Here is a 24,596-nt window from a genome sequence, read left to right on the forward strand (position 1 = left end):
TTTTCCTCCTGTCCATTACACAGCTACTGGTGCCTTTATAGGTGGATGTGGATCATAGCCTTCTATCGATAAATCTTCCATATCCAAATCAAATAATGATTTTACCTTTTCATTAATATGTAAAGTCGGAAACGGTCGTGGCTCTCGTTGAAGCTGGGTTTCGATCTGCTTGATATGGTTGACATATATATGTGCATCCCCAATCGTATGAACAAACTCTCCTGGCTTTAACCCACACTCATGCGCGATAAGATGCGTTAATAGAGCATAACTAGCTATATTAAATGGAATACCTAGGAAAATATCGCCGCTGCGTTGGTAAAGCTGACAGCTTAAGACCCCATCATGTACATAAAATTGAAATAAAGTATGACACGGAGGCAATGCCATCTGTGGGGTAAATTCGGGTGACCATGATGATAAAATTAATCTTCTTGAATTCGGATTTGTTTTAATTTGATGAATTAAATCCGCTAATTGATCAATCGACTCACCATTTGTTGTTTCCCATGCACGCCATTGTTTTCCATATACTGGCCCTAATTCACCAAAACGATTAGCGAAATCATCATCCTCTAAAATTCGTTTCTTAAATGTTTCCATTTCTAGATCATATTGTTTGCGGAACTCTTGATCTGTTTGACTGCGCAAACCAAAGTCAGTCATATCAGGTCCCTTATATTCGGCGCTCTCTATCCAATTTTTAAAGGCCCACTCATTCCATATATTATTATTATGCTTTAATAAATATCGAATGTTCGTATCTCCCTTAATAAACCATAATAGTTCGCTCGCAATCAGTCGAAATGGAACTCTTTTCGTCGTTAATAAAGGAAATCCTTTCTGAAGATCAAACCTCATTTGATAGCCGAAAACCGATAAAGTTCCTGTTCCTGTGCGGTCTCCTTTTTGATTTCCATTATCCAATACATAACGGCACATATTTAAATATTCGTACTCAGGATGCTGCAATAGTTTACACTCCTTTAAAATCTCTTGCTTATTTTTTCATTGTCGGACATCATTGTAGCAAAATTACTTTGATTTTAACAGAATCATTATTTACACTTACTTGATTTTTAAGTTATTCTTTTCCTTTGCTTTGTTAAACTTATTTTTAAATTCCATTTTAGGTACTACCCTTTCTGCTCAATTTCCAGTGAGCCCACGTGACACTTATGTGTCTACACGGCTTGCCTGTCTCTCTTTCTCGACAGAAGTTTTCGTACCTTTTCCCTAAATTCAACTGTAGTTTATAATCAACATTAATCTTTACCACAGTCTTTACTTCAAGTGTTGAATATAGTCAAATGTTAAAGGAGCATATTTTTTTAATATATCACGATAATAATCAGAACAATAGAAATAAGCAAATGCTTCAGCAAAGTACTCTTCTGGATACATCAAAAAATATTTTTGATAAGGAAAAAGCTTTTCCTTTTCTAAATCCCAAATGGTTAAAAATGATTCTTGGTTTCGGATTTCACCAAACACATGCCGATCAATTGAATGGGCTAATTCGTGTAATTCTAAATTTACTGAACTATGCCCATTCCCTTTCATGCTCGCACCTATCCTAACAAGTACGGTTTTCCCCCCACCTACGCCTGGAATATCATCCCATGTAATATTCTGTTCGTACCCACGGGGAACTGTACCTGCAAGATGCCTAGCCGTTGAATTTTCGGTAAGTTTTCCTGTAAATAATTTAATCACAATTCCATTTTCACGAACTTTATCCAACAATGACTGTGGAAGTTGATCAATACGTAAGATAATTTTTCCTGCCTCTATTTCATTAAAGTTTGATTTAGGTAACACGATAATATGGTTCAAGGCTTCTATTGAATGTAATGGTAGTTGTTTTAATGAGGAGTGTGTTGGAAAATGAGCAAGCTTGATTCCGTCTTTTTCCGCTTGAGAATTTCCCAATAGTACTAACGACATTAAGATAAGAAGCAGCAAATTAAAGTTATATTTTTTCATGGTACTAATCCTTTACAAGAGAATTGAGGAAATAAAATGAATGAGCCAATCTATGAGTCTATGAATCATGAACATACACTTTATAGCATTTATTTGCAGTTAGAACATGATTATAACATTACCGTTGGAAAACTCGGTGAGTGTTTCTTTAAAAGAGGAACTTATATTTATATAGGAAGTGCCAAGAAATATATAATGAAAAGAATTCTCCGCCATAAAGAAATTCATAAAAAGCTTCATTGGCATTTTGATTATCTTAGACCCTATGGAATGATTACTAAAATTATAACATATGATGATAGATTAGATGAGTGTGCTCTTGCTGAGAATATAAGGAAAAAAGAAGATGGAATGTTCCCTATCAAAGGATTTGGCTCATCCGATTGCCGTTGTCCATCTCATCTCGTCTATGTTAATGAAAAACAGTGATTTTCTAGGTCACCCTCTGGCCTTTGGTGCATATAGTAACAATAAGCTAATTCCTTTATACTTTTTTAGTTTCTATTAGGTTTAGTTTTCCCAGTATTCGGGTAAAGGGTGAGCAACATGCGATTTAGATTTAAAAGGGGATTGGAAGAAGAATTGCAAACCGATTTAAAAACGGTTCAAGATACATTGCAATCTGGTTATTTCATGCTCATCGATTTGTTTTTTTGGGCATTATTATTAACCGTCTTTACGAAACCCGTCCATCATTCTATTCAATGGATCATTATCGTTTTTTTTGGATACTATATTATGGGAGTTTGCCTTTTTTTATTATTACGAGCCTTGTTTAAGGTTTCTTTTTCTACTAAAAAGATAACAACCGAAAGAGAACAGGAATAAAAAACCTGTTCTCTACTTTTTCATTCCTTTTGAAAAATGACCCGACGCTCATCTTTTTTATTCGCAAATATAATGCTCGTTCAAGCAGGACAAACAATTTTTTCTACTTGGGTTTAGATAATTAAATTTCAATCCTTTTCCGTTTATTTCGATAGTGGATTAAAATGGTTCCGGCAAACGTAGCTAATATGAGAGCAAAGAATAATTCATGACTGATATGAATGCCAAAAACACTCAATAGCATTTTAGCAGCAATAATGAGAATTAACACATAGGCGGAAGTTTCTAATTCTGGAATCCGATCGATTAATTTTAAAAATACACCGGCAACTCCCCTCATCATCAATACTCCAATCATTCCACCAACAAGAAGAACCCAAACTTGATTACTTACACCAAATGCTGCTAATATACTGTCTACCGAAAATGCAACATCCATTAATTCAACAGCTACAACCGTTCCCCAAAAAGGCCCAAACAGCCTTATAAGGATACTGTTTTTGTTCATTTCTTTTACATCGGTATCTTGTTCTGATTGGTCTTTTCGACGGTCATGGAAAAATTTAATTGACAGCCAAGCTAAATATGCGGCCCCAAGTAATTTTACCCACCAAAGCTTAATTAGGTAAACTCCGATACCTATGGCAATAAAGCGGAAAGTGTATGCACCGATTAATCCATAGAATAAAGCTTTTTTACGTTGCTTTTCTGGTAAATGTTTTACCATCACTGCGAGCACAAGCGCATTGTCAGCTGATAACAATCCTTCTAAAATAACTAATGTACCGATCAACCCCCAACTCACTGGGTCTGATAATACTTCTACCCACATACCCCAGTTAAAAAACTGAGCATATGTATCAATAAATCCTTGTATCATTCTATAGCCCCCCATTTACATTTCGATCGTTTCTTGAATAACAAGAAAAAACCGACTTAGCAGTCGATTTTCTCACGTTCATAAATAAATTCGATTAAGTCATCCATTTAGGGGGTGTGTTTTTATCCCAGTAAATGACACCTAAATCATGGTGATTTTGAAAATGGTCGTTCGCTAAATGATAATGAAAATTAAAAACATAAGCATCCTGTGGTGGATGATCTCTCCTCACATGGAATCGAATCACATCTTGTTTCGTTATTCTATTCTGAATATGAAAGATTTTTTCTGATATTCCGCCACTTGGCATTTCACTTATAACTAACTGACTCAAATCATCTTCAGGAAAGCTTTGAGCTACTTCAGCAATCACTTTTTCGATGTTAGGTAAAATGACTTCTTTAAATTCATCTTCGATTACTGGCCTAATTCTAGTGCCAAATTTCATGTAAGAATTTTCTTCTGCTTGTTTGATCATTTCTTGGATAAATCGATCGTGTTCAGATATCTGTTCATTATCCAAGATGGTTGGTTCTTCTATAGGCGGCGAGTTTGATTGATAGAGGTCTCGTTTCGGCTGTTTATCATCATTAGGATTCTCAGCTAATAACGCTTGGGGCGTTACTAAACCAAATGTGGCAACCGATACGAGTACAAGTAATGACTTACGGAGCCATTTCGGCATTATTCATCATCTCTTTCTGCAATTAAGCCTATTCACTATAATGTATATCTCTATTGTACTATAGAATACTAATATTCTACGAATAAAAAGTTGACATGGTTTCATATTTTTTTACTGAGATATCATTTATTTCTCTATAACGAGGAGGATGAGGATGGATTTTTTGATCATGTTATTAGGATTATTAATGCTTGGATATTTTATTTGGCTGGCTGCAACAGATTAATTATATTGTAGAGTAAGAAACTGATTTCAAAGGGATAGCTTTTGCTATCTCTTTTACTTTCAGCTCCTCCTCATCAAACCGTACGTGAAGTTTTCCTTCATACGGCTTTCCGACGTTCTTCTTTCCTTGGCTTTACAGCGTCTAACTAGCTAATTTCACTAATATATGTTTCACTTCTTTTCTTACATCCTTTAAATTTCCATGTTTCTTACGATTATTTCTCTTTTTGTTATGAAATATGAAATAAGGTAAGTCGTTCTAATACATACCAGTCGATTCTATTTAGCCATTTCTTTGCGTGAGCCGAGATAAGATAGTAATTCTTGAAACCTTGCAGTTTCCTATTTAGCCCTTTTACTAACTCTCTGATATCCAAGTATAATTTATTCCTTGGTTCTGTATAGGCTTTAATCTTAGAACGCATTTTCTTCATCGCATTCCTCTTAGGTATATGTGACATGACATATAACGTGTTTCCACCTTTTCGTCTGATTGGAAACTTCCGATTATGAAATCCTAGAAAATCGAAACCATCTATGTCATTCCACAGATTAACTAGTCTCGATTTATTTCTATTAATAGTAAGGTCAAGTTTCCTCATTATTGATTGGATGACCTTTATACTTTCAAGTGCTTGTTGTTTGGTTTTACACATAAAGACGAAGTCATCCGCATACCTTATGAGTTCACCCAAGTCTTTGAACTTCTTCTCCCAAAGCATATCCATTGTATTTAGGTAGATATTAGCTAAAAGAGGTGAAATTACACCACCTTGCGGTGTACCAGTAATTGGATTTCTTATTTTGCCTTCCTCCATTATGCCTGACTCTAGCCATTTTCGAACAAGCTTTAAAACCCGTCGATCACTAATCCTTTGTTCTAATATTTTCATCAACTTGTATTGATTAATATTATCGAAATATCCTTGGATATCGACGTCTACTACCCAAAAACATTTCTTACTGGCTTTTCTTATCTTCGCCATCGCTTGATGGGCATTTCGCTTTGGACGAAAACCAAACGAACAGTCATGAAAGTCAGCCTCGAATATTGGTTCAATAACCATTTTCGTTGCCATCTGTACGACCCGATCTTTAATAGTTGGAATTCCTAATGGACGTTTCTTTCCATCATCCTTTGGAATATAGGTTCTTAGGACTGGACTAGGGTGATAACGCTTCTCCTTTAGTTCCAAATAGAGCTCGTTCATAAATTTCTTTTCCCCGTACTCCAAGACGATTTGTTCAATCGTCTGTCCATCGACACCTCCACTTCCTTTCTTTCGCTTCACACGTTGCCATGCCTCCCATAGAATATCAGGACGATAGATTTTGTCATATAAAGCGTGAAATCTTCGAGTTGGACATTCCTTGGCACAAAGATATAACGTCTTCCAGAGTTCTTGAGCTTTTACTTTATTGGTGTAGTTAGTCATTTTCCTGACATTCACTGACTCTTACCTCCTTCTGACATATGAACGAAGTAGGGTAATGGCTTGCGCCGTCCTTCCCTAGACAATGTTGTGTTGTCATTGTCATTAATGGTACTATGACCCCCTCCGACTCCCTCTCATCCATCCACCACTTCGTTTGCACTTATAGGTTTCTGCTTTACTTTCGTTAGAAAGTGACAAGGAGGGTATCCCCAGTTCCGCTAACTACTTTACTAACATGTCGCTCCCCATACCCCGAGAGATTCATCGGTGCTGCTATTCCAAGATCTTCACACCTTCCATGGTCTTCGCCCATTATCCCAAGGCTCGACTTCTCTTTGGCTACCGTAGGTAGGTTCTTTTGACGAGACGGCAGGATTCACTTTATGTTACAACCTGTTAGTTTGCTCGCACTCCGCTAGGGAGTTACTTTGTCACAGGGCTTCAACCTTAGAATTTCTTCACCAGTTGCCTGTCAGCTACTGAGCGTCTTGGTACTTACTCAGGTTGGACTTTCACCAACTAGCAATTAACGGCTTGCTGGGCACGCGAAATAACAAAAGAGTGCACTTTGTGCACTCTTTTGACTTTCTTCTTTAACAATTTTCTGCAATCGCGTTTTGTAAATTATCAACAATGACCTCCATCGGTTGACCTTCAATGTCATGACGATGGATAAAATGAACCACTTCTTTTCCTTTTAATAATGCCATGGAAGGAGATGATGGAGGAATTTCACCGAAATATTCACGCATTTTTGCTGTAGCTTCTTTATCTTGACCTGCAAAAACAGTCACTAGATAGTCTGGTTTTTTCTCGCCAGTTGCAATAGCATGGTTTGCAGCAGGTCGTGCCAAGCCAGCCGCACACCCACAAACCGAATTAATTACAACTAAAGTCGTACCTTCTGCATTTTCCATAAATTGCTCTACCTCATCAGATGAAAGCAGTTCTTTAAATCCTGTTTGCACAAGCTCCTCGCGCATCGGTTTTACCATTTGTCTCATATATTCTTCATATGCCATTGACATAATAATAGGACCTCCTAAGGTTTCTTTTGTAACGTTAGCATACTATAAAGTATGATAAAATATCAATGGTAACGCATTTTTTATAGTATTTTTCTAATATTTTTATGTAAAAGGTTGTCCAAAAGCGTCTAAAAATCTTTACCGATTCACCGTTCATAACCACCATCAGTATTTTGAACATTTACGTTTTGGACAACCGCTTTTTTCTATTATACAGTTTGCTTTCTCAACACTTCTGGGATATATACACAGAATGGTTCACTTTCCATGTAATCACCTGTTACGGCATAGGCTCTAGATCTAGAACCGCCACAAATACCATTAAATTCACAAACACCACATTTCCCTTTATAAAGATGTGGCTGTCTTAAGTTTCTAAACACTTCTGAATCACGGTAGATTTCGGCTAGTGGAGTTTCTCGTACATTTCCTGCAACAATAGGCAACATTCCACTTGGCATGACATCACCTGTATGCGAGATAAAACAAAACCCATTTCCATCATTAACCCCTTTTGGCGCTCTTTTAATCCCGTCTCTTTTCGAGGCATTATCAGACGTTATACTGTCTTGATAATGGATTTCGCCTCTTTCGATTACATGTTCACGCATTTTTTCTTGTAATACGACACGCCGATAATGTTGTGCTGCTGTTGTTTTAATATCAAAAGGAGCGGTTTTACTTAATTGGTACAACCATCTAAACACTTTTTCATGTTCCGCGGGTGTAATACATGCATCTAATTGACCTCTACCTGTAGGTACGAGTAAAAAGATGTACCACATTTTCACCTTCAAGTCAGCAACTAGCTGGGCCATTTCATCAAGATATTCATAATTATATCGCGAAATGACCGTATTTATTTGCAACGGCATTTCAAGTTCAACTAAATCCTTAATTTTTTCAATCGTTAAATCAAAAGACCCTGGTGTACCACGGAAGGCATCATGAATCTCTGCCCTTGGTGCATCCAAACTAAAGGCCCAGCGTGATAGACCTACCTCTTTAGCCTTTATCATTTTATCTTTTGTTACATGAGGAGTAGCGCTTGGCGTCATCGATACTCGCATTCCTTTAGAAACCGCATATTCCGCTAACTCGAATAAATCTTTTCTTAACATACAATCCCCGCCAGTGAAAACAAGCATTGGATTGTTCATTTCATGAATTTCATCAATCAGTTTCATTCCTTCTTCATGACTTAATTCTCTCGGGTCTGGTAAAAACTGTGCATCCGCTCGGCAATGGACACATTTCAATTCGCAGGCCCTTGTAACTTCCCAAATGACAATAAACGGATTTTTATTATAATCGATATTTGTTGAATGAGGATATAGACCATGTTCCATTTTATCACCTAACTTTTTCATATTATCTATCTAACATAGAAGATTCTTCTAGTCTTGATGTCTTAAAAGTATAAAATACTGCCAACACCTTTAATATGAGAATTATCACACTAGAAGCTCATAATGTGTATTTTTTTAACAAATAAATCAAACAATTAATAAATTGAATTGTGCATTCCTAGGAAACTAAGAATCTACGTTCTTACATTTTGGTCGTTCAGATTATTTTAAAATTTCACGTTTGTTTTTTCCCATATTTCCGGCTTAGACCGCATTTTTCGGCTTAAACGTTAATATTTCCCATTAAAACGTAAGACTCTTCCTCTATCCTCACTAATTGAGCGAATTACACATAAATTTCATAATTTTCCTTGAATAAATTTTTTTTCATTGTTAGTATAGGGACTATGAAAAATAGAACATGATACGAACAGAAGGAGAGGTTGCATGTTAACCAATAAAAAAGTTTTATTTTTAGGCGCTGGATCGATGGCGGAAGCAATGATAGCTGGAATCGTTAAAGCTGATAAAATACCAGTTACTCATATAACCGTATCGAATTATAGCAATAAAGAACGATTACAACAATTAAAGGAAAATTATGGAATCCACACCGTATCAAGAGCTCAATTAAAAATTGAACATGCTGATATCATTGTCCTCGCTATGAAACCTAAAGATGTTGAAGAAGCTTTAAACCTAATTTACCCTATCCTACAACCACATCAATTAATACTCTCAGTCATTGCAGGGATCACCACCTCATTTATTGAGCAGCACTTACAAAATAATCAACAGGTCATTCGGGTAATGCCAAACACATCAAGTGCCATAGGAGAGTCAGCCACCGCCATTTCTTCAGGAAAATTTACGTCGGAGCAAAATATGATCGTAGCAAAGAATTTATTAGAATGCATTGGAGAGGTCTACATGATTGAGGAATCTCATATGGATATCTTTACAGGTATTGCCGGAAGTGGACCTGCTTATTTTTATTATTTAATGGAGCATATGGAGAATACCGCAACGGAAACAGGTTTACCACAACCATTAATCCGAGAAATTATTGCTCAGACCATATTGGGAGCTGCCAAAATGGTCCAAAAAGAAGGTGAAAACCCCTCTATCCTCAGAAAAAAGGTTACATCTCCAAACGGCACCACCGCAGCTGGTTTAGAGGCACTCGATTCGAATGGCGGTGGAATCGCCATTTCAAAAGCTGTTCAACAGGCTGCCGAAAAGTCTAAAAGTATGAGCGAACAATGGCAAAAATCAATCGTCTAATTTGATGGAATATTATAAAACAGGAGTGATTGCATGAGCTCAGGTATTGAGCAAAAAAGAATAGTTATTAAAATTGGAAGCAGTTCATTAACGAGCCGACACGGCGAAATAAGTCAAAGAAAACTTGAGAAATTATCCGATGAAATTGTTTCTTTGAAAGATGCGGGTCACGAAGTCGTTCTTGTTTCTTCTGGAGCGGTTGCTGCAGGATATCGGAAGCTCGGATGTCTTGATAGACCAACATTATTACCGGAAAAACAAGCCGCTGCCTCCATTGGTCAAGGATTATTAATGGAAACTTATTCAAAGCTGTTCATGTCAAATGGTTATGTGGCATCCCAAATCTTAATTACCAGAAGTGACTTCTTAGATGAAAACCGCTATAAAAATGTCCGTAATACATTAAATGTGTTATTAGAAAGAGGCATTATTCCAATTGTCAATGAAAATGACACGGTAACTGTAGATCGTCTTAAATTTGGAGATAACGATACGCTGTCTGCTAAAGTAGCCAGCATTGTCGAAGCAGATCAATTAATGATACTTTCAGATATTGACGGTTTATATGATCGTCATCCCGGGCAATACAAAGATGCAAAACTTATTCAACAGGTGAATCAAATTACACCTGAGATTGAAGCAGTTGCAGGAGATTCAGAAAGTACTGTTGGTACTGGCGGGATGAGATCAAAAATTGAGGCTGTTAAAATTGCTTTAGCCTCAGGCATTCCTACCTTCTTGGGAAACGCTAGTAAAGACCAAATTGTTGTCAATGCCTTAACTGGAAAAGCAAAAGGCACATACTTTAATCCTGAAAAATCACAGACCTATTTAAATCAAAAGAAAAAATGGATTGCCTTTCATTCCCATCCTGAAGGAGAAATAGTCATTCATCAAAAAGCGAAAAACCGTTTGATTGAGGAAAATGCTCATTTAACCTTGTCTGGAGTTTATGATGTGAAAGGTCCTTTTAAAAAAGGTTCAGTCATTCGAATCCGTGATCATTCAGGCAGGGAAATTGGCTGCGGGGTAGTCAATATCTCTTCTAAGGAGCTACAAACATTAACAAAAAAAGTAACACACCCTTCTTTTGATTTGACCATTATGGAATGTAAAGATTTTGTCTGTAACCAGGAAGTGCTTATTACTGTTTAAATACGGTTACCATCGTAAATCTTCTTGAAGGGAGGTGAAAACATGGAGTTTGCATTAACAACTGCAACTTGGGCGTGGTTATTAATTCCAATGCCACTATTGATATTGTTGTCAGTTATTACCTATTTTTCAGAGCGTCAAAGCTCAAAAATAACCGTTGAAAAGGAGAGGATGAATCAAAATGGATATTAATATCCCTACGTTAATTTCAATTATTATTTATTTAATTGGAATGTTAATTATCGGGATTTATGCAGCAAGAAAAACAAAGGATTTAACAGATTATGTACTTGGTGGTAGAAACCTTGGTGGTGGTGTCGCAGCGTTAAGTGCTGGCGCTTCGGATATGAGTAGTTGGTTATTACTTGGTCTACCTGGCGCTATGTATGTCAGTGGTATGAGTGAAATTTGGCTTCCAATCGGATTGGCAATTGGCGCCTATCTAAATTGGCAATTTGTCGCAAAACCACTGAGAGTCTATACAGAAGTTGCCAATGACTCCATTACAGTACCCGACTTTTTTGAAAACCGATTTGATGATCGTACTAAAATTTTAAGAGTTGTTTCAGCGATTGTTATCCTAGTATTCTTTACATTCTATACTTCGTCAAGTCTTGTCGGTGGTGCCATTCTTCTCGAGAATTCATTTGGACTAGATTATCAATTAGCTCTGTGGGTTGGCGCAGCCGTCATATTATCTTACACCCTTTTTGGTGGTTTTCTCGCAGCAAGCTGGACCGACTTTATTCAAGGGATTCTTATGTTTCTCGCATTAATTATTGTCCCTATTGTCGCCGTTTATGAACTCGGTGGTTGGAATAAAACTGTTCAGATGGTCGGAAGTATTGATGTTTCCCATTTAGATGTTTATTCAGGCGCTACGGCTATCGGAATCATTTCTCTATTAGCTTGGGGACTTGGGTACTTCGGTCAGCCTCATATTCTTGTTCGATTTATGGGAATAAAATCGACAAGGGAAGTTCCTAAAGCTCGTTTAATTGGGATGGTTTGGATGATTCTATCCCTATTTGGTGCAGTATTTGTAGGATTTGCTGGAATTTCCTATTTTGCTGATTCACCGCTTGAAAACTCAGAAACCGTTTTTATTATGTTTTCGCAAGTTCTCTTTAATCCTTGGATAGCAGGCTTTCTGCTCGCAGCTATTCTTTCAGCAATCATGAGTACGGTTGATTCACAATTACTCGTTTCTTCAAGTGCATTAGCAAATGATTTCTACAAAGCGATTTTCAGAAAAAATGCTTCCCAAAAGGAAGAAATGATTGTTGGCAGAATAGCTGTTTTTGGAATTGCAATTATTGCAATCCTATTAGGCTATAACCCAGAAAGTAAAGTATTAGAGCTTGTTAGTTATGCTTGGGCTGGATTTGGAGCAGCTTTTGGTCCAGTGATTATTTTAAGTTTATTCTGGAAGCGTATGACTCGAAATGGAGCGCTCACAGGAATTATTGTAGGTGCCTTAACTGTTATCGTTTGGTCTAACCTATCTGGAGGTATTTTTGATCTTTATGAACTAGCACCAGGCTTCTTGTTCGCCGTTATTGCAATTGTTGTTGTAAGTCTTATTGACAAAGCCCCATCTGCTAAAATTCAAGAAGAATTCGATCATTATAAATTAAAAATGAAAGAAGACCAAAACGATCAAACGATTCATTTCTAAATCAAATAAAAACGGATTTAATTCCTATTATAGGATTAAATCCGTTTTTACTTGATTTAGAGTTCTATGAAGCTAATACTTTATCCATCTTTTCAAGTGCCATATCCAATTCTTCTTTCGTAATAATCAATGGCGGTGCCAACCGAATCACGTTGTCGTGAGTTTCTATACATAATACCCCTTCTTCTTTTAAAGCTTCACAATAGGATCTTGCAGACTCTGTTAATTCAACACCAATAAATACCCCTCTACCTCTCACCTGTTTTATAACTGGACTCTTAATTGTTCTTAATTGCTCTATAAAATAGGTTCCTAGTTCCAGAGACCTTTTTACTAAGTTCTCATTTTCCAACACCTCTATAGCGGCAATCGACACAGCACAAGCTAGTGGATTTCCACCAAAAGTAGATCCATGCGAACCTGGATTAATAACACCAAGAACATCTGAATTAGCAGCCACACATGAGATTGGAAACACTCCACCACCAAGTGCTTTTCCTAAAATATATAAATCTGGTTCAACCTTTTCCCAATCGCAAGCAAACATTTTCCCTGTCCGTCCGAGTCCTACTTGAATTTCGTCTGCAATCAATAATACATGGTTCTCTTTACATACCTTTAAAACAGATTTTAAGAATCCTTTAGGTGGTATGATGATCCCCGCTTCACCTTGGATTGGCTCCAAAATGAAGGCAGCTGTATTTGGAGTGATCGCAGATTGTACCGCTGTTAAATCTCCATAAGGAACTAACTTTATTCCAGGAAGAAGTGGACCAAAACCTCGTTTATACTCTTCTTCAGAAGACATGGATATAGCCCCTAATGTTCGCCCATGAAAGTTCCCCCTACATGCGATAATTTCTACTTTCCCCTCTTGTATCCCCTTTACCTCATACCCCCATCGTCGAGCCGCTTTGAGTGCTGTTTCGACCGCTTCAGCACCCGTGTTCATTGGAAGCACCATGTTTTTCTTTGTTAGTTGACAAACCTTTTCATACCACGTTCCTAATAGGTCATGATGGAAAGCTCTCGAGGTTAACGTTACTCTATTTGCTTGATTTAATAACGCTTCCATAATCCTTGGATGGCGATGTCCTTGATTGAGTGCCGAATAAGCACTAAGCATGTCCAAGTAGCGATTACCTTCAGAATCTTCTACCCAAACTCCTTCCGCTTTCTCTATAACAACAGGTAATGGGTTATAGTTTTTTGCGCCAAATCTTTCTGTCTTTTCTATTAATTCTTGTGATTTGGAATATTTATTTTTACTCATTTTTTTCCTCCTTGTTGGTTCTATATAAGAAGGAGCCGTAACTTTTACGGCTCCTTCTTCCTATTTAAACTATAGTTTTTCAGATGTGGTCTTTGCTTGCATGTGAAGAATTAAATAATCTGGACCTCCGGCTTTTGAGTCTGTTCCCGACATATTGAATCCTCCAAATGGCTGATATCCAACTACTGCACCTGTACAAGTACGATTAAAATAGAGGTTTCCAACATGGAATTCAGCTCGGGCTCTTTCAATATTTTCACGGTTATTAGAAATAAAAGCACCTGTTAATCCATAATCAGTATTGTTTGCAATTTCTAACATATGGTCAAGATCACTTGCCTTACATATCGCTAATATCGGTCCGAAAATTTCTTCTTGCATAATACGAGCATTTTCATCTACATCAGCGAAAATCGTAGGTTCTATAAAATACCCCCTCGTGTTATCCCCTGTTCCTCCAGTCATTAAACTACCTTCCTTTTTACCTATCTCGATATACTCCATAATTTTAATGTAGGATTTCTCATCAATCACAGGTCCCATATAAGTTTCTGAATCCGTTGGATCTCCAACAGTTAATGTTTTCGTTTTTGCGACTACTTTTTCTAATACTTCATCATAAAGATCTTGATGGATGACGGCACGGGACCCTGCTGAACATTTTTGACCTGAAAAGCCAAACGCCGAATATACAATGGAGTTTACAGCTGTTTCAATATCAGCAAAGCGGTCAACAACAACTGTATCTTTACCGCCCATTTCCGCGATTACACGTTTTAACCACTTTTGCCCATTGTGAACTTTTGCAGCACGTTCGTATATTCGGCATCCAACCTCACGAGAACCAGTAAAGGACACAAAGCGTGTTTGTGGGTGATCGACTAAATAATCACCAATTTCTGCACCGCTACCAGGGATATAATTAATGACTCCATATGGGAGACCTGCTTCTTTCATCAACTGTACAAATTTGGCAGCCACTACTGGCGTTGAATTTGCCGGTTTTAGTAAAACGGTATTCCCAGTCACTACGGCTGCAATTGTTGTTCCTGCCATTATGGCCAATGGGAAGTTAAATGGTGAAATAATAATTCCGACACCAAGTGGAATATAATGAAATTGGTTATATTCACCATCACGTTGCTCCATTGGAAAACCATTTTTTAGAGAATGCATTTGCCGAGCATAGTATTCTAGGAAATCAATTGCTTCTGCCGTATCCGCATCTGCCTCTGCCCAGGGCTTTCCTGCTTCTTTTACTAAATATGCCGAAAACTCATGCTTGCGTCGACGTAACATGGCAGCAGCACGTAAGACTATATGAATACGCTGTTCCGGTTTCCACTTCTTCCACGTTTCAAATGTAGTTAGGGCCGTTTGCATAGCTTTTTCTGCTAATTCGATGTTAGCGGTTGAAACTTTGCCAATGACCTCCATTTTATTAGCTGGATTCACAACTGTTATTTTTTATCCGTTACCAGTTCTTCCTTACCGATGATTAACGGATAATCCTTTCCTAATTGCGATTGAACATGAGTTAACGCTTTCTCAAAATCCTTTTTATTTCTTTCATCGGAAAAGTCTGTTAGGGGTTCCGTTACATAAGGCTTCATTTTAATCTTCCTCCCCATGATTGTTATAGCGCTCATAACCACCGAACGAAAACGAAAAAATATAAAAAATATTCAGTTTTTATAATATATGAGTGGTATGTAGGAACGTATACTTGAGAAATGGAGGATTGTGTTAAATTGAAGATTATCTAAGAAAAATTTTGATAAAATGAAAAAGGACAACCCATTTAAAAGGTTGTCCTATATTGACTATTGATAAGAGTGTTTCATCTTTCTTTCTTCTTTATGGATTTTATGAGTAAGGGATAAACGCTTTTCTTTTAAAGCATTAATTTTACCGAATATATCCTCATCTGTAGTATTATCCTTTAATCGATTATAAAGATCGAGAATTTGAGCATTTAAGTTTTTATATTCAAGCCATAAATTATGGATTTTCATAGAATGATCCCCCTCTGTTTCATGATTTGTTTTTCCCTGATTTTTCAGTTTTTCAATAATTTCTTGTTGCCAATCCTGATCATTCAATTTACCCGCTAGTAAATATAAGTCTAATAGTTGATCTACTTCTAAATTTAATTGTTTTTTTTTCACAAAAACTTCTCCTTTCTTAATTCATAGCAAACTATTCCGTTCAAATCGTCTAGAATGATCTGTCTTGACAATTGTATTATGTAATTTACTGAAATAATTAAACTATCTAAAAATTTAGTTAACATTATTATAACGCTATCACGAAAATATTCAATTCATTTTAGGTAATTAATTTTTTTCGTTTTATGACATTTCTCGACTAATTTCTTCGTTAATCGAGAATGCTACTACTAAGGAGGGATTTTTTTGGCTCGTAGAAATCGAAACAAACTATTAGTTCCTCAAGCTAGACAAGGTTTAGATGAGTTAAAATCTAAAATAATGGGTTCAAGCAATCCTGAAGATGCCAAATTTGAAGCAGCAAATGAAGTAGGTGTACAGCTTAATAAAGGTTATAATGGTAAACTAACATCTGAGCAGGCGGGTAAAATTGGTGGAAGACTAGGTGGTAGTATGGTTAAAGAACTGATTCAAATGGCAAAAGAAGATTTAAACAAAAAACAGCAGTGATCACAAAGTGGTCACTACTGTTTTATTAAATGTTATAAGTGATTAATCTAACCGTTTTTCTTCTACATAAATACGACGGTAAATGGTAGCACGTTTATGCTTTAATACTTTGATATGATTTTTAATTTTTTCATTACTAGGATTCGTTTTTAAAATACGATAGTAATCAATAATCATAGTATTAAGTCTTCGGTATTCTGACCAAAGATTCTCCATTTCCATTTTTATATCTTGTTTAACCATCTCTCCGTAACATTGGTGCAATTTATTCATAATTTCATTTTGCCATTCTTTGTCCCCTAGTGATCCCGCAAGAAGATATAAATCTAAATAGTCATTAGCATTCCGACAACTTAATTGAGTATTCATAATTAATCCCCTTTAATATTTATTGAAATGCCGTTCCAAAAAATAAACAATATCAAAATAGTATTTTCTTATTCATTATACTAGGTGAAGTGAGAATTTTCGTCAATTCATTTGCTCTAAAGGTTGGGAATATTTGAAAAGTACGTGCTACATTTCTACTTTTCTTCTTTTATACAAAGTTTTCCTTTCGTTAAAAGGCTTTGTTTCATTGAATCTGGAACAAGACTTCCACCTGTTGCCCAAACAATATGGGTGGCAGAACCGCTATTTTCTTTTGTAGCACTTACATGAACGGGACCTTTCATGCCTGCAAGTGCAGATGGCTCAAGAAATATTTTTTCATTATCATAAAGTGCATATTCTAAAGATAATAGTTCCTCATCGGATATCGTATAAATTCCATTTAACAGATCCTCCATTAGTTCTCCGACAAATTTAGATGGTTTACCGACAGCCAATCCATCTGCCTCTGTTAGATTATCTAACTGGAAATCCTGTACAGAGATTTGATGATGCAATTTTGTAAGCAAACCTAGCAGCATACAGGGCGAATGAATTGGTTCTGCAAAATAACAGGAAACATTTTTACCAAAAATGCTTTTTAAGCCATATGTAATTCCGCCAGGTCCACCACCAACACCACACGGTAAGTATACATATAAATGGTGTTGATCATCCACCTTTATCCCTAGTTCATCAAGTTGATTTTTCAATTCACGTGCTGCTACTGAGTAGCCAGCAAATAATTTAATAGAATTCTCATCATCGACAAAATAGGTTTTCGGATCACCTTCACTTTCATTTCTTGCTTTCTCAACCGCAACGCTGTAATCCGACTGATATTCAACAACTTTCACTCCATGATGACGTAACAGTTCTTTTTTCCATTTCTTTGCATCTTGTGACATGTGAACGGTTACATTAAATCCTAATGAAGAACTTATCATTCCGATACTAAGACCCAAATTACCCGTAGACCCAACACAAATATGATACTGCTTAAATAATGCCTTTGATTTTTCCGAGGATAGTTGTCGGTAGTCATCTGTCTTACTCTGCAATAGTTGATGATCTAGCGCTAATGTTTCCGCAAACGCAAGGACTTCATGAAAACCACCACGGGCTTTTATTGAACCTGCAATCGGGAGAAGATCATCCCTTTTTAATAATATGCTCCCATTTATTTTGGTATTATAAAAGTTTTGCAAAACTTCTTTCATGTTTGGAATGGTTGTAAGCGGTGAAATAATCTCACCATTGGTTTCATTTAGTTCAGGGAAAAGTTCCTGTAATAAGGGCTTAAACCGCCTCAATCTTTCTGTAGCATCCTCGATGATGTCTTGATCAACCCCTTTAACCGGAAATGTAAGTTGCTCTCGTTTACAGTCAGGGTTTTCCCATAATACCGGCTTCTTCAACATAACTTGTTGTAAAATGGGATAGCGTTCAACTAACTCATTGATCTCTACTTTCATCCAATTACCCCCTTCCATATCTTACCTTTATTATAAACCAATAAAGGTGTCTCGCACCATCCAGAATAAGGAAGGTACCTGGCACCTTCCTTATATTAGATATTTGTAGAAATTTTTCTAATTCTCTATGTTGTTGTAGGTTCTTGTTGAAATTTCTTGGACGTTTGTTGCAGGAAAAATTAAGCTTTTCGATAATTTATAGTAGAGAAGAAAGAACTTAGTTTTTTCTGTAGAAAGGTGGTAATAAAATGAGCAATGATATTACATTACAACAAATGGCCGAGAGTGTGACAAAATCAGTTTTAAATGCGTCTGATCGGGATTTAGAAGGCTTTCAGAAAATCATTGAGGAATCTATTAAAGTTAGAGAAAGCCATAAAAATTTACAAAGATTAGTAAAAAGTTATAGTGGGTCCACAATTCAACGTTCTTAATTCTTAATAAAGAAAAAGAAGAGTCTTGTCTATACAAAGACTCTATGTGATTGCTCATCGCACCAAATTGATACACCTAATGGTGTATCAATTTGTCTCATTATTTTTTCTTTTTCTTCTCATCTTTTATTTTTTCTCTATCCATTACTTTTGTTTTAACCAGATTCCACTTTCCATTTTCATAAAACCATGTTGACTCAACAAAAGCGATACCGTCTGCATGATAGGCCCCACTTACCTGTTGGATCCCTTTTAATCCGAAACGATTCCCCTTTTCTTTAACTGATATCGATTTTAATGTACTATAGGGATCAACCATAAGTTCCCTTGGCTCATTTAATATTCCATTCGTATATAAACCTAAACGATTATAATCTTTTTTTCGATTATTTAAATCAAACGTATAAGTCTCTCCTGTATTATCTATCGTCATCGTTGCTTTATAGTCATTTAAGAACTGACTTGTAATCATCAATGGCTCTGGAACAGCTATTTCAGTTAATTGAAAGTCTTTAAACGTAAATAAGAAATAGTTTGATATTCCCCCACTCCCACCTGTGGGGACGCTTATCAACAGATCATCAAGACCATCTTGATTTAAATCTACTAGCTTTAATATTGGATCATATCCACCATCTAATTCTATCTTATACTTCTGTCCATTAGATCCTTTAATTTCTAAATAGAGCTCTTTTAAATACGAGCTTCCATCTTCATATGGAATTCCAATGATGGTAATTTCATCGACTTTCCCATCTCCAGAAATATCAGCTTTTTCGTTTATCATCTGTTCGAAATGGTTTTGCATTTGTTTTTTATTTTCATGATCCTTTTTTTCAACCGCATATGCGCCTGTAATAGCATTCAGTGACAAGAAAAATAACGCTAATAAAATTAAACCAAATTCCTTTCTCATTTGATCCAATGTCCTCCTTCTTGAACCTTACTCACTATTTTGTCCAAGAATGGAAAAAACATGTAAAAAACCTTTAAAACATGTTTAATATGACAACATGTTTTAAAGGTTTTTATGATTCACCTTATTTTTCTTCCGTTAAAACTTCTTCTTGTTCGACCTTCCATATGGTTTTTGCTGCACCACTATCAGCTTCATCAAATAAGAAAGATCCATTTGAATATCGATCATTAAAACGCAAATCTTTGGTATGAACCGTTTCGATTAAGCCTTTTTCCGTTTCAATAAAGATGGTGTCTTGTTCATTAGCAAAAACAAAACCAACTACATGGTGTGGATTTGCTTTTAATTCTCGTAAAATAACCACTCCACGTTTAGCTCTTGAACTTAATTCAAACTCTGTTATTTTCATTTTCTTAACAGAGCCTCTCTGTGTGACAATCACTATTGAGGGGTTGTCGTTAATATCCTTTATTTTCCCACCAGTGACGAAATCGCCGTCTTTTAAATTAATCCCTTTCACACCTGCAGCACGAGTACCAATTGGGGTTACTTCCTCTTCACTAAACCAAAGGGCATATCCGATATAGGTAGTGAGGAAAATTTCTTTTGTCCCATCGGTAATATGCACATCAATAACTTCGTCCTGATCCTTTAAGTTAATGGCAACTAAAGGTTTCGAATATCTTTGCGCTTTATACTGCTTTAACTCTGATTTCTTCACCATTCCATTTCTTGTAACAAACAGGAGAAACTGATCCTGCTCAAAATCATTAACCGCTATAGCCGATACGATGGATTCATCACGATCAATTGGAATAATATTGGCGATATGTTGTCCCATATCCTTCCATCGAATATCTGGTAATTCGTGAACAGGGCAATATAAATAATTTCCCTTGTTTGTGAAAAGCAATACAACATCTTTTGTATTCATATCCAGCTTAGCAAGCATTCGGTCGGAATCCTTCATTCCAAAATCCTGACCATTTGATGCTGCATAAGATCGTTGACTTGTCCGTTTCACATATCCGTCTTTCGTTACTGTTACAATCACATCTTCACTAGCAATTAAGACTTCTAAATTAATCTTTATTTCCTCTATTTCAGCCTCAATTTTCGTTCTTCGCGGATCCGCAATTCGTTTTTGGATGTCTTTTAATTCTTTTTTGATTACAGAGTGAAGCTTTTTCTCGTTATTTAAAATAGCCGTTAATTCTTCAATTTTCTTTGCCAGTTCTTCCGCTTCCAACCTTAATGCCGTAATATCTGTATTTGTTAACCGATATAATTGCAAGGAAACAATTGCTTCTGCTTGCGGCTCTGTAAATTCAAATTTAACCATTAAGTTGTTTTTAGCATCCCGTTTGTCTTTTGAGGCTCGAATCGTTGCAATTACTTCATCTAGTATCGATAGTGCTTTCATTAAACCATCGATAATGTGAGCACGATCCTTAGCCTTTTGCAATTCAAATTGAGACCTTTTTGTTATGACATCTTTTCGGTGATCAATATATGCATCAAGTAATTCGCGAAGTCCCATTAATTGTGGACGGCGATTATAAATCGCAACCATATTAAAATGGTAGGTTACTTGCAAATCACTATTTTTAAACAAGTAATTTAAAACACCTTCCGCATCACTCTCTTTTTTCAGTTCAATGACCACTCGCAAACCAGTACGATCGGTTTCATCTCGAACTTCAGCAATGCCTTCGACTTTACGATCAAGTCGTAGCTCATCGATTCTTTTAACCATATTCGCTTTATTCACTTCATACGGAATTTCAGTTATAACGATCTGCTGCTTTCCACCACGGACCGTTTCAATTTCTGTTTTACCGCGAACAATAATTTTACCCTTACCTGTTTCATAGGCTTTGCGGATTCCATCAATTCCTTGAATTATGCCACCTGTAGGAAAATCGGGTCCTTGAACAAATTCCATTAAATCATTAACGGAACAATTCGGATGATCGATACGATGGATCGCCGCATCAATAACCTCCCCAAGATTATGTGGAGGAATTTCAGTCGCATAACCTGCTGAAATACCAGTTGATCCGTTTACTAATAAATTAGGAAAAGTTGCAGGTAATACAGTTGGTTCATTTGACGTATCATCAAAGTTAGGAATAAAATCAACGGTTCGTTTATCAATATCTCGTAACAACTCAGAAGCGATCGCTGATAATCTAGCTTCGGTATAACGCATAGCGGCTGGAGGATCCCCGTCAATGCTACCGTTGTTTCCATGCATTTCAATTAAAACGTTACGAACTTTCCAATCCTGACTCATTCTAACCATCGCTTCATATACAGAGGTATCACCATGGGGATGATAGTTGCCAATTACATTCCCAACTGTTTTCGCAGATTTTCGGAAACCTTTTTCATGGGTGTTCCCTTCTACATGCATCGCATATAAAATCCTGCGTTGAACTGGTTTCAAACCATCACGAGCATCTGGAATGGCCCGATCTTGAATTATATACTTACTATAGCGGCCAAAGCGGTCCCCAATGACTTCTTCTAACGGGAGGTCTCTATATATTTCAGAACTCATTCAGCATCAACCTCCTCGGACATAGAAATATTTTCATTTTCTAAAATACTTCCATCTTCTTCTAATCCAAACGCCACATTTGATTCAATCCATTTACGACGTGGTTCAACCTTATCACCCATTAGAGTTGTAACCCTTCGTTCAACTCGTGCAATATCATCAATTCGAACTCGAATAAGCGTTCTTGTTTCTGGATTCATTGTGGTTTCCCACAATTGGTCTGCATTCATTTCCCCAAGACCTTTGTAGCGCTGGATAATATATCCTTTGCCCACCTTATTAATTGCAGCTTGTAAATCTTCATCGCTCCATGCATATTCAATAATTTCTTTTTTACCGGAACCTTTACTTACTTTATAAAGTGGTGGTAAGGCAAGATATACTTTTCCAGCTTCAATTAGTGGTTTCATATAACGGAAAAAGAAGGTTAATAACAATACTTGAATATGGGCACCGTCTGTATCAGCATCTGTCATAATGATGACTTTATCATAGTTCACGTCTTCTATTTGAAAGTCAGGTCCTACACCCGCTCCAATCGTATAGATCATGGTATTAATTTCTTCATTTTTAAAGATATCAGCCAACTTTGCCTTTTCTGTATTAATAACCTTACCCCTTAACGGTAAAACAGCCTGAAAACGTCGGTCACGACCTTGTTTTGCAGAGCCACCGGCAGAATCTCCCTCAACTAAATACAATTCATTTTTTTTCGGATTACGAGATTGAGCAGGTGTTAATTTTCCCGAAAGAATGGTTTCACGTCTACGTTTCTTACCGGAACGGGCATCCTCTCTAGCTTTTCGAGCTGCTTCACGGGCTTGATAGGCTTTGATCGACTTTTTTACTAATAACGTACTAATATCAGGATTTTCCTCAAGAAAATAAGCAAGATTCTCAGAAACAATCGAATCTACTGCAGAACGAGCTTCACTTGTTCCTAGTTTTCCCTTTGTTTGTCCCTCAAATTGAAGGATTTCTTCTGGAATCCGTACTGAAACAATTGCTGAAAAACCTTCTCTAATATCAGATCCATCAAGGTTTTTATCTTTTTCTTTTAATAAAGAAACTTTACGTGCATACTCATTAAAAGCCCTTGTCACAGCCGTTTTTAATCCTACTTCATGGGTACCGCCGTCTTTCGTACGAACGTTATTGACAAAAGAAAGAACATTTTCTGAATATCCATCATTAAATTGAAAAGCAAAGTCGACTTCAATTCCGTTTTGTTCACCACTGAAACTGATTACAGGATGGAGCACATCTTTTTCTTCGTTCAAGTAATCTACAAATGCTTCTAATCCGTTTTCATAGTGGAAAACATCATGAAAATCATTTCGCTCATCAATAATTTCAATTTTAACTCCCTTTAATAAAAAGGCAGATTCCCGAAGTCGTTCACATAGCGTTTCATAGTTGTAAGAGGTTGTAGAAAAAATCGTTGTATCCGGTTTAAAATGAATCGTTGTTCCCGTTTGATTTGTTTTTCCGATTTTCTCGAGTGTTGTTACGGGTTTACCTCCATTTTCGAAACGTTGCTCGTATATAATGCCATCGCGCTTAATGGTGACGACAAGCCATTCTGACAAGGCGTTTACAACAGAAGCACCTACACCGTGTAAACCACCACTTGTTTTATATCCACCTTGTCCAAACTTTCCGCCAGCATGGAGGATCGTAAGGATGACTTCAGGTGTTGGTTTTCCAATTTTATGCATCCCTGTAGGCATTCCACGACCTTTATCTTGAACACTAACGGAATGATCTTTATGTAACCTCACAATGATTTGATCACCGTAACCCGCTAATATTTCATCTACTGAGTTATCTACTATTTCATATACTAAGTGATGTAAACCTCTTGCATCCGTACTTCCAATGTACATCCCAGGTCGCTTACGGACAGCCTCAAGACCTTCTAGTACTTGTATGGCATCATCGTTATAATCAAAAGCTGGTTGATTTTTCGCCATAAACATACCCCTTTCATTTCAATACAAAGACAAAAGCATGTGTTGAAAAAAGTTTCTTAAATATAGTTAGTCTGTTAAATACTATATAAATTTCTTGTTATGCTTCATTTAAAAGTATAATCCTCTTTTATAATCAAAAATGACTAAAAATTATTTTATAAACCAACTAATCTTAATTAAAACAGATACTTCTTATCTCTTATCGTTAGAACAAATGTTCCTCATTCAATCATATCATATAATTTCGAGTCCATGTCTTATTGTATCGATTTATTTGATTTTGGCAAATGAGTTTTTATCAAAATGAGGAAAAACATCCCTGTTCAGAGAATATTTGTGGATAATTTTTGAACATTTGGGGAAGAAATGAAAAAGCAT

The 24,596-nt window shown here is 36.5% G+C and carries 22 protein-coding genes and 1 pseudogene; 8 read left to right on the forward strand and 15 right to left on the reverse strand.

Going from position 1 to position 24,596, the window contains the following annotated elements; all coding sequences use genetic code 11:
* Positions 1-15: 15 nt before the first annotated feature.
* Both Q5760_RS14955 and Q5760_RS14960 read right to left on the reverse strand, forming a co-directional pair.
* Complete coding sequence (locus Q5760_RS14955; RefSeq protein ID WP_428908433.1) at positions 16-972, reverse strand: thymidylate synthase; 957 nt, start codon at positions 970-972, stop codon at positions 16-18.
* A 312-nt stretch (positions 973-1,284) separates the two neighbouring features.
* Positions 1,285-1,947 carry an anthrax toxin lethal factor-related metalloendopeptidase gene (locus Q5760_RS14960; RefSeq protein ID WP_428908434.1) on the reverse strand — a complete coding sequence of 221 codons (663 nt, stop codon included), beginning with the start codon at positions 1,945-1,947 and terminating at the stop codon, positions 1,285-1,287.
* Between the two features lie 75 nt (positions 1,948-2,022).
* On the opposite strand from Q5760_RS14960, the gene Q5760_RS14965 reads away from it, so the two are divergent.
* On the forward strand, positions 2,023-2,415 hold the full coding sequence (locus tag Q5760_RS14965) for a GIY-YIG nuclease family protein (RefSeq protein ID WP_428908435.1): 393 nt from the start codon (positions 2,023-2,025) through the stop codon (positions 2,413-2,415).
* Between the two features lie 117 nt (positions 2,416-2,532).
* On the forward strand, positions 2,533-2,814 hold the full coding sequence (locus tag Q5760_RS14970; RefSeq protein WP_428908436.1) for a hypothetical protein: 282 nt from the start codon (positions 2,533-2,535) through the stop codon (positions 2,812-2,814).
* Positions 2,815-2,935: 121 nt separating this feature from the next.
* On the opposite strand, the gene Q5760_RS14975 is transcribed toward Q5760_RS14970, so the two are convergent.
* From Q5760_RS14975 to Q5760_RS14995, 5 genes are all read right to left on the reverse strand, one after another.
* Positions 2,936-3,694: a TerC family protein gene (locus Q5760_RS14975; protein WP_428908437.1), complete on the reverse strand. Its 759-nt coding sequence runs from the start codon at positions 3,692-3,694 to the stop codon at positions 2,936-2,938.
* A gap of 94 nt (positions 3,695-3,788) precedes the next feature.
* Positions 3,789-4,379, reverse strand: a complete 591-nt coding sequence (locus tag Q5760_RS14980; RefSeq protein WP_428908438.1) for a YpjP family protein — start codon at positions 4,377-4,379, stop codon at positions 3,789-3,791.
* A 455-nt stretch (positions 4,380-4,834) separates the two neighbouring features.
* A complete protein-coding gene (gene ltrA / locus Q5760_RS14985; RefSeq protein WP_428908439.1) occupies positions 4,835-6,055 on the reverse strand; it encodes a group II intron reverse transcriptase/maturase in 1,221 nt (406 codons plus the stop codon).
* Positions 6,056-6,633: 578 nt separating this feature from the next.
* Complete coding sequence (locus tag Q5760_RS14990; RefSeq protein WP_428908440.1) at positions 6,634-7,068, reverse strand: BrxA/BrxB family bacilliredoxin; 435 nt, start codon at positions 7,066-7,068, stop codon at positions 6,634-6,636.
* Between the two features lie 209 nt (positions 7,069-7,277).
* The gene (locus Q5760_RS14995; RefSeq protein WP_428908441.1) at positions 7,278-8,438 is read right to left on the reverse strand and encodes a TIGR04053 family radical SAM/SPASM domain-containing protein; all 1,161 of its coding nucleotides are present in this window, start codon (positions 8,436-8,438) and stop codon (positions 7,278-7,280) included.
* 426 nt (positions 8,439-8,864) lie between these two features.
* Between Q5760_RS14995 and proC the strand changes: the two genes are divergently transcribed.
* From proC to putP, 4 genes are read left to right on the forward strand one after another with little or no spacing between them, the layout of a single operon-like run.
* Positions 8,865-9,701 carry a pyrroline-5-carboxylate reductase gene (gene proC / locus Q5760_RS15000; RefSeq protein ID WP_428908442.1) on the forward strand — a complete coding sequence of 279 codons (837 nt, stop codon included), beginning with the start codon at positions 8,865-8,867 and terminating at the stop codon, positions 9,699-9,701.
* Between the two features lie 33 nt (positions 9,702-9,734).
* Complete coding sequence (proB, locus tag Q5760_RS15005; protein ID WP_428908443.1) at positions 9,735-10,856, forward strand: glutamate 5-kinase; 1,122 nt, start codon at positions 9,735-9,737, stop codon at positions 10,854-10,856.
* 42 nt (positions 10,857-10,898) lie between these two features.
* Positions 10,899-11,048 carry a hypothetical protein gene (locus tag Q5760_RS15010; protein ID WP_428908444.1) on the forward strand — a complete coding sequence of 50 codons (150 nt, stop codon included), beginning with the start codon at positions 10,899-10,901 and terminating at the stop codon, positions 11,046-11,048.
* Entirely contained in the window at positions 11,038-12,534 is a 1,497-nt protein-coding gene (gene putP, locus Q5760_RS15015) for a sodium/proline symporter PutP (protein ID WP_428908445.1), read from the forward strand. The genes Q5760_RS15010 and putP overlap by 11 nt, the downstream gene beginning before the upstream one ends.
* A 64-nt stretch (positions 12,535-12,598) precedes the next feature.
* Here putP and Q5760_RS15020 read toward each other — a convergent pair whose 3' ends face one another.
* The 3 genes and pseudogenes from Q5760_RS15020 to Q5760_RS15030 form a co-directional block, all read right to left on the reverse strand.
* A complete protein-coding gene (locus Q5760_RS15020) occupies positions 12,599-13,807 on the reverse strand; it encodes an ornithine--oxo-acid transaminase (RefSeq protein WP_428908446.1) in 1,209 nt (402 codons plus the stop codon).
* A gap of 69 nt (positions 13,808-13,876) precedes the next feature.
* Positions 13,877-15,420 (reverse strand): annotated as a pseudogene (pruA, locus tag Q5760_RS15025) (L-glutamate gamma-semialdehyde dehydrogenase).
* A 210-nt stretch (positions 15,421-15,630) separates the two neighbouring features.
* Positions 15,631-15,975 (reverse strand): hypothetical protein, encoded by a 345-nt coding sequence (locus tag Q5760_RS15030; protein ID WP_428908447.1) that lies wholly within the window; start codon positions 15,973-15,975, stop codon positions 15,631-15,633.
* A gap of 246 nt (positions 15,976-16,221) precedes the next feature.
* Here Q5760_RS15030 and Q5760_RS15035 point away from each other — a divergent pair, with 246 nt between their 5' ends.
* Entirely contained in the window at positions 16,222-16,485 is a 264-nt protein-coding gene (locus tag Q5760_RS15035) for a small, acid-soluble spore protein, alpha/beta type (RefSeq protein WP_428908448.1), read from the forward strand.
* A gap of 42 nt (positions 16,486-16,527) precedes the next feature.
* On the opposite strand, the gene Q5760_RS15040 is transcribed toward Q5760_RS15035, so the two are convergent.
* Together Q5760_RS15040 and Q5760_RS15045 are read right to left on the reverse strand one after the other, a co-directional pair.
* Entirely contained in the window at positions 16,528-16,854 is a 327-nt protein-coding gene (locus Q5760_RS15040; RefSeq protein WP_428908449.1) for a hypothetical protein, read from the reverse strand.
* A gap of 155 nt (positions 16,855-17,009) precedes the next feature.
* On the reverse strand, positions 17,010-18,329 hold the full coding sequence (locus Q5760_RS15045) for a D-serine ammonia-lyase (RefSeq protein ID WP_428908450.1): 1,320 nt from the start codon (positions 18,327-18,329) through the stop codon (positions 17,010-17,012).
* Between the two features lie 248 nt (positions 18,330-18,577).
* On the opposite strand from Q5760_RS15045, the gene Q5760_RS15050 reads away from it, so the two are divergent.
* Positions 18,578-18,763, forward strand: a complete 186-nt coding sequence (locus Q5760_RS15050) for a hypothetical protein (RefSeq protein WP_428908451.1) — start codon at positions 18,578-18,580, stop codon at positions 18,761-18,763.
* Between the two features lie 100 nt (positions 18,764-18,863).
* On the opposite strand, the gene Q5760_RS15055 is transcribed toward Q5760_RS15050, so the two are convergent.
* The 3 genes from Q5760_RS15055 to parE all read right to left on the reverse strand — a co-directional run bounded on the left by Q5760_RS15055 (position 18,864) and on the right by parE (position 24,218).
* Positions 18,864-19,679: a hypothetical protein gene (locus tag Q5760_RS15055; RefSeq protein ID WP_428908452.1), complete on the reverse strand. Its 816-nt coding sequence runs from the start codon at positions 19,677-19,679 to the stop codon at positions 18,864-18,866.
* A gap of 124 nt (positions 19,680-19,803) precedes the next feature.
* Complete coding sequence (parC, locus tag Q5760_RS15060) at positions 19,804-22,245, reverse strand: DNA topoisomerase IV subunit A (RefSeq protein ID WP_428908453.1); 2,442 nt, start codon at positions 22,243-22,245, stop codon at positions 19,804-19,806.
* Positions 22,242-24,218, reverse strand: a complete 1,977-nt coding sequence (parE, locus tag Q5760_RS15065; protein ID WP_428908454.1) for a DNA topoisomerase IV subunit B — start codon at positions 24,216-24,218, stop codon at positions 22,242-22,244. The genes parC and parE overlap by 4 nt, the downstream gene beginning before the upstream one ends.
* Between the last annotated feature and the right edge of the window lie 378 nt (positions 24,219-24,596).

The organism is Niallia sp. Kr1 (genome assembly GCF_050389805.1).
Taxonomy (GTDB): Bacteria; Bacillota; Bacilli; order Bacillales; family Cytobacillaceae; genus Bacillus_BD.

What these genes read in the sequence shown, in the direction of transcription:
- Q5760_RS15045 (WP_428908450.1), bottom strand. Translation starts at nt 18,329, where the DNA reads ATGAAAGTAGAGATCAATGAGTTAGTTGAACGCTATCCCATTTTACAA.
- Q5760_RS14970 (WP_428908436.1), top strand. Translation starts at nt 2,533, where the DNA reads ATGCGATTTAGATTTAAAAGGGGATTGGAAGAAGAATTGCAAACCGAT.
- Q5760_RS14990 (WP_428908440.1), bottom strand. Translation starts at nt 7,068, where the DNA reads ATGTCAATGGCATATGAAGAATATATGAGACAAATGGTAAAACCGATG.
- proC (WP_428908442.1), top strand. Translation starts at nt 8,865, where the DNA reads ATGTTAACCAATAAAAAAGTTTTATTTTTAGGCGCTGGATCGATGGCG.
- Q5760_RS15020 (WP_428908446.1), bottom strand. Translation starts at nt 13,807, where the DNA reads ATGAGTAAAAATAAATATTCCAAATCACAAGAATTAATAGAAAAGACA.
- Q5760_RS14965 (WP_428908435.1), top strand. Translation starts at nt 2,023, where the DNA reads ATGAATGAGCCAATCTATGAGTCTATGAATCATGAACATACACTTTAT.
- parE (WP_428908454.1), bottom strand. Translation starts at nt 24,218, where the DNA reads ATGGCGAAAAATCAACCAGCTTTTGATTATAACGATGATGCCATACAA.
- Q5760_RS15050 (WP_428908451.1), top strand. Translation starts at nt 18,578, where the DNA reads ATGAGCAATGATATTACATTACAACAAATGGCCGAGAGTGTGACAAAA.
- Q5760_RS15055 (WP_428908452.1), bottom strand. Translation starts at nt 19,679, where the DNA reads ATGAGAAAGGAATTTGGTTTAATTTTATTAGCGTTATTTTTCTTGTCA.
- Q5760_RS15040 (WP_428908449.1), bottom strand. Translation starts at nt 16,854, where the DNA reads ATGAATACTCAATTAAGTTGTCGGAATGCTAATGACTATTTAGATTTA.
- Q5760_RS14975 (WP_428908437.1), bottom strand. Translation starts at nt 3,694, where the DNA reads ATGATACAAGGATTTATTGATACATATGCTCAGTTTTTTAACTGGGGT.
- Q5760_RS14995 (WP_428908441.1), bottom strand. Translation starts at nt 8,438, where the DNA reads ATGAAAAAGTTAGGTGATAAAATGGAACATGGTCTATATCCTCATTCA.
- Q5760_RS14980 (WP_428908438.1), bottom strand. Translation starts at nt 4,379, where the DNA reads ATGCCGAAATGGCTCCGTAAGTCATTACTTGTACTCGTATCGGTTGCC.
- parC (WP_428908453.1), bottom strand. Translation starts at nt 22,245, where the DNA reads ATGAGTTCTGAAATATATAGAGACCTCCCGTTAGAAGAAGTCATTGGG.
- Q5760_RS15010 (WP_428908444.1), top strand. Translation starts at nt 10,899, where the DNA reads ATGGAGTTTGCATTAACAACTGCAACTTGGGCGTGGTTATTAATTCCA.
- proB (WP_428908443.1), top strand. Translation starts at nt 9,735, where the DNA reads ATGAGCTCAGGTATTGAGCAAAAAAGAATAGTTATTAAAATTGGAAGC.
- putP (WP_428908445.1), top strand. Translation starts at nt 11,038, where the DNA reads ATGGATATTAATATCCCTACGTTAATTTCAATTATTATTTATTTAATT.
- Q5760_RS14960 (WP_428908434.1), bottom strand. Translation starts at nt 1,947, where the DNA reads ATGTCGTTAGTACTATTGGGAAATTCTCAAGCGGAAAAAGACGGAATC.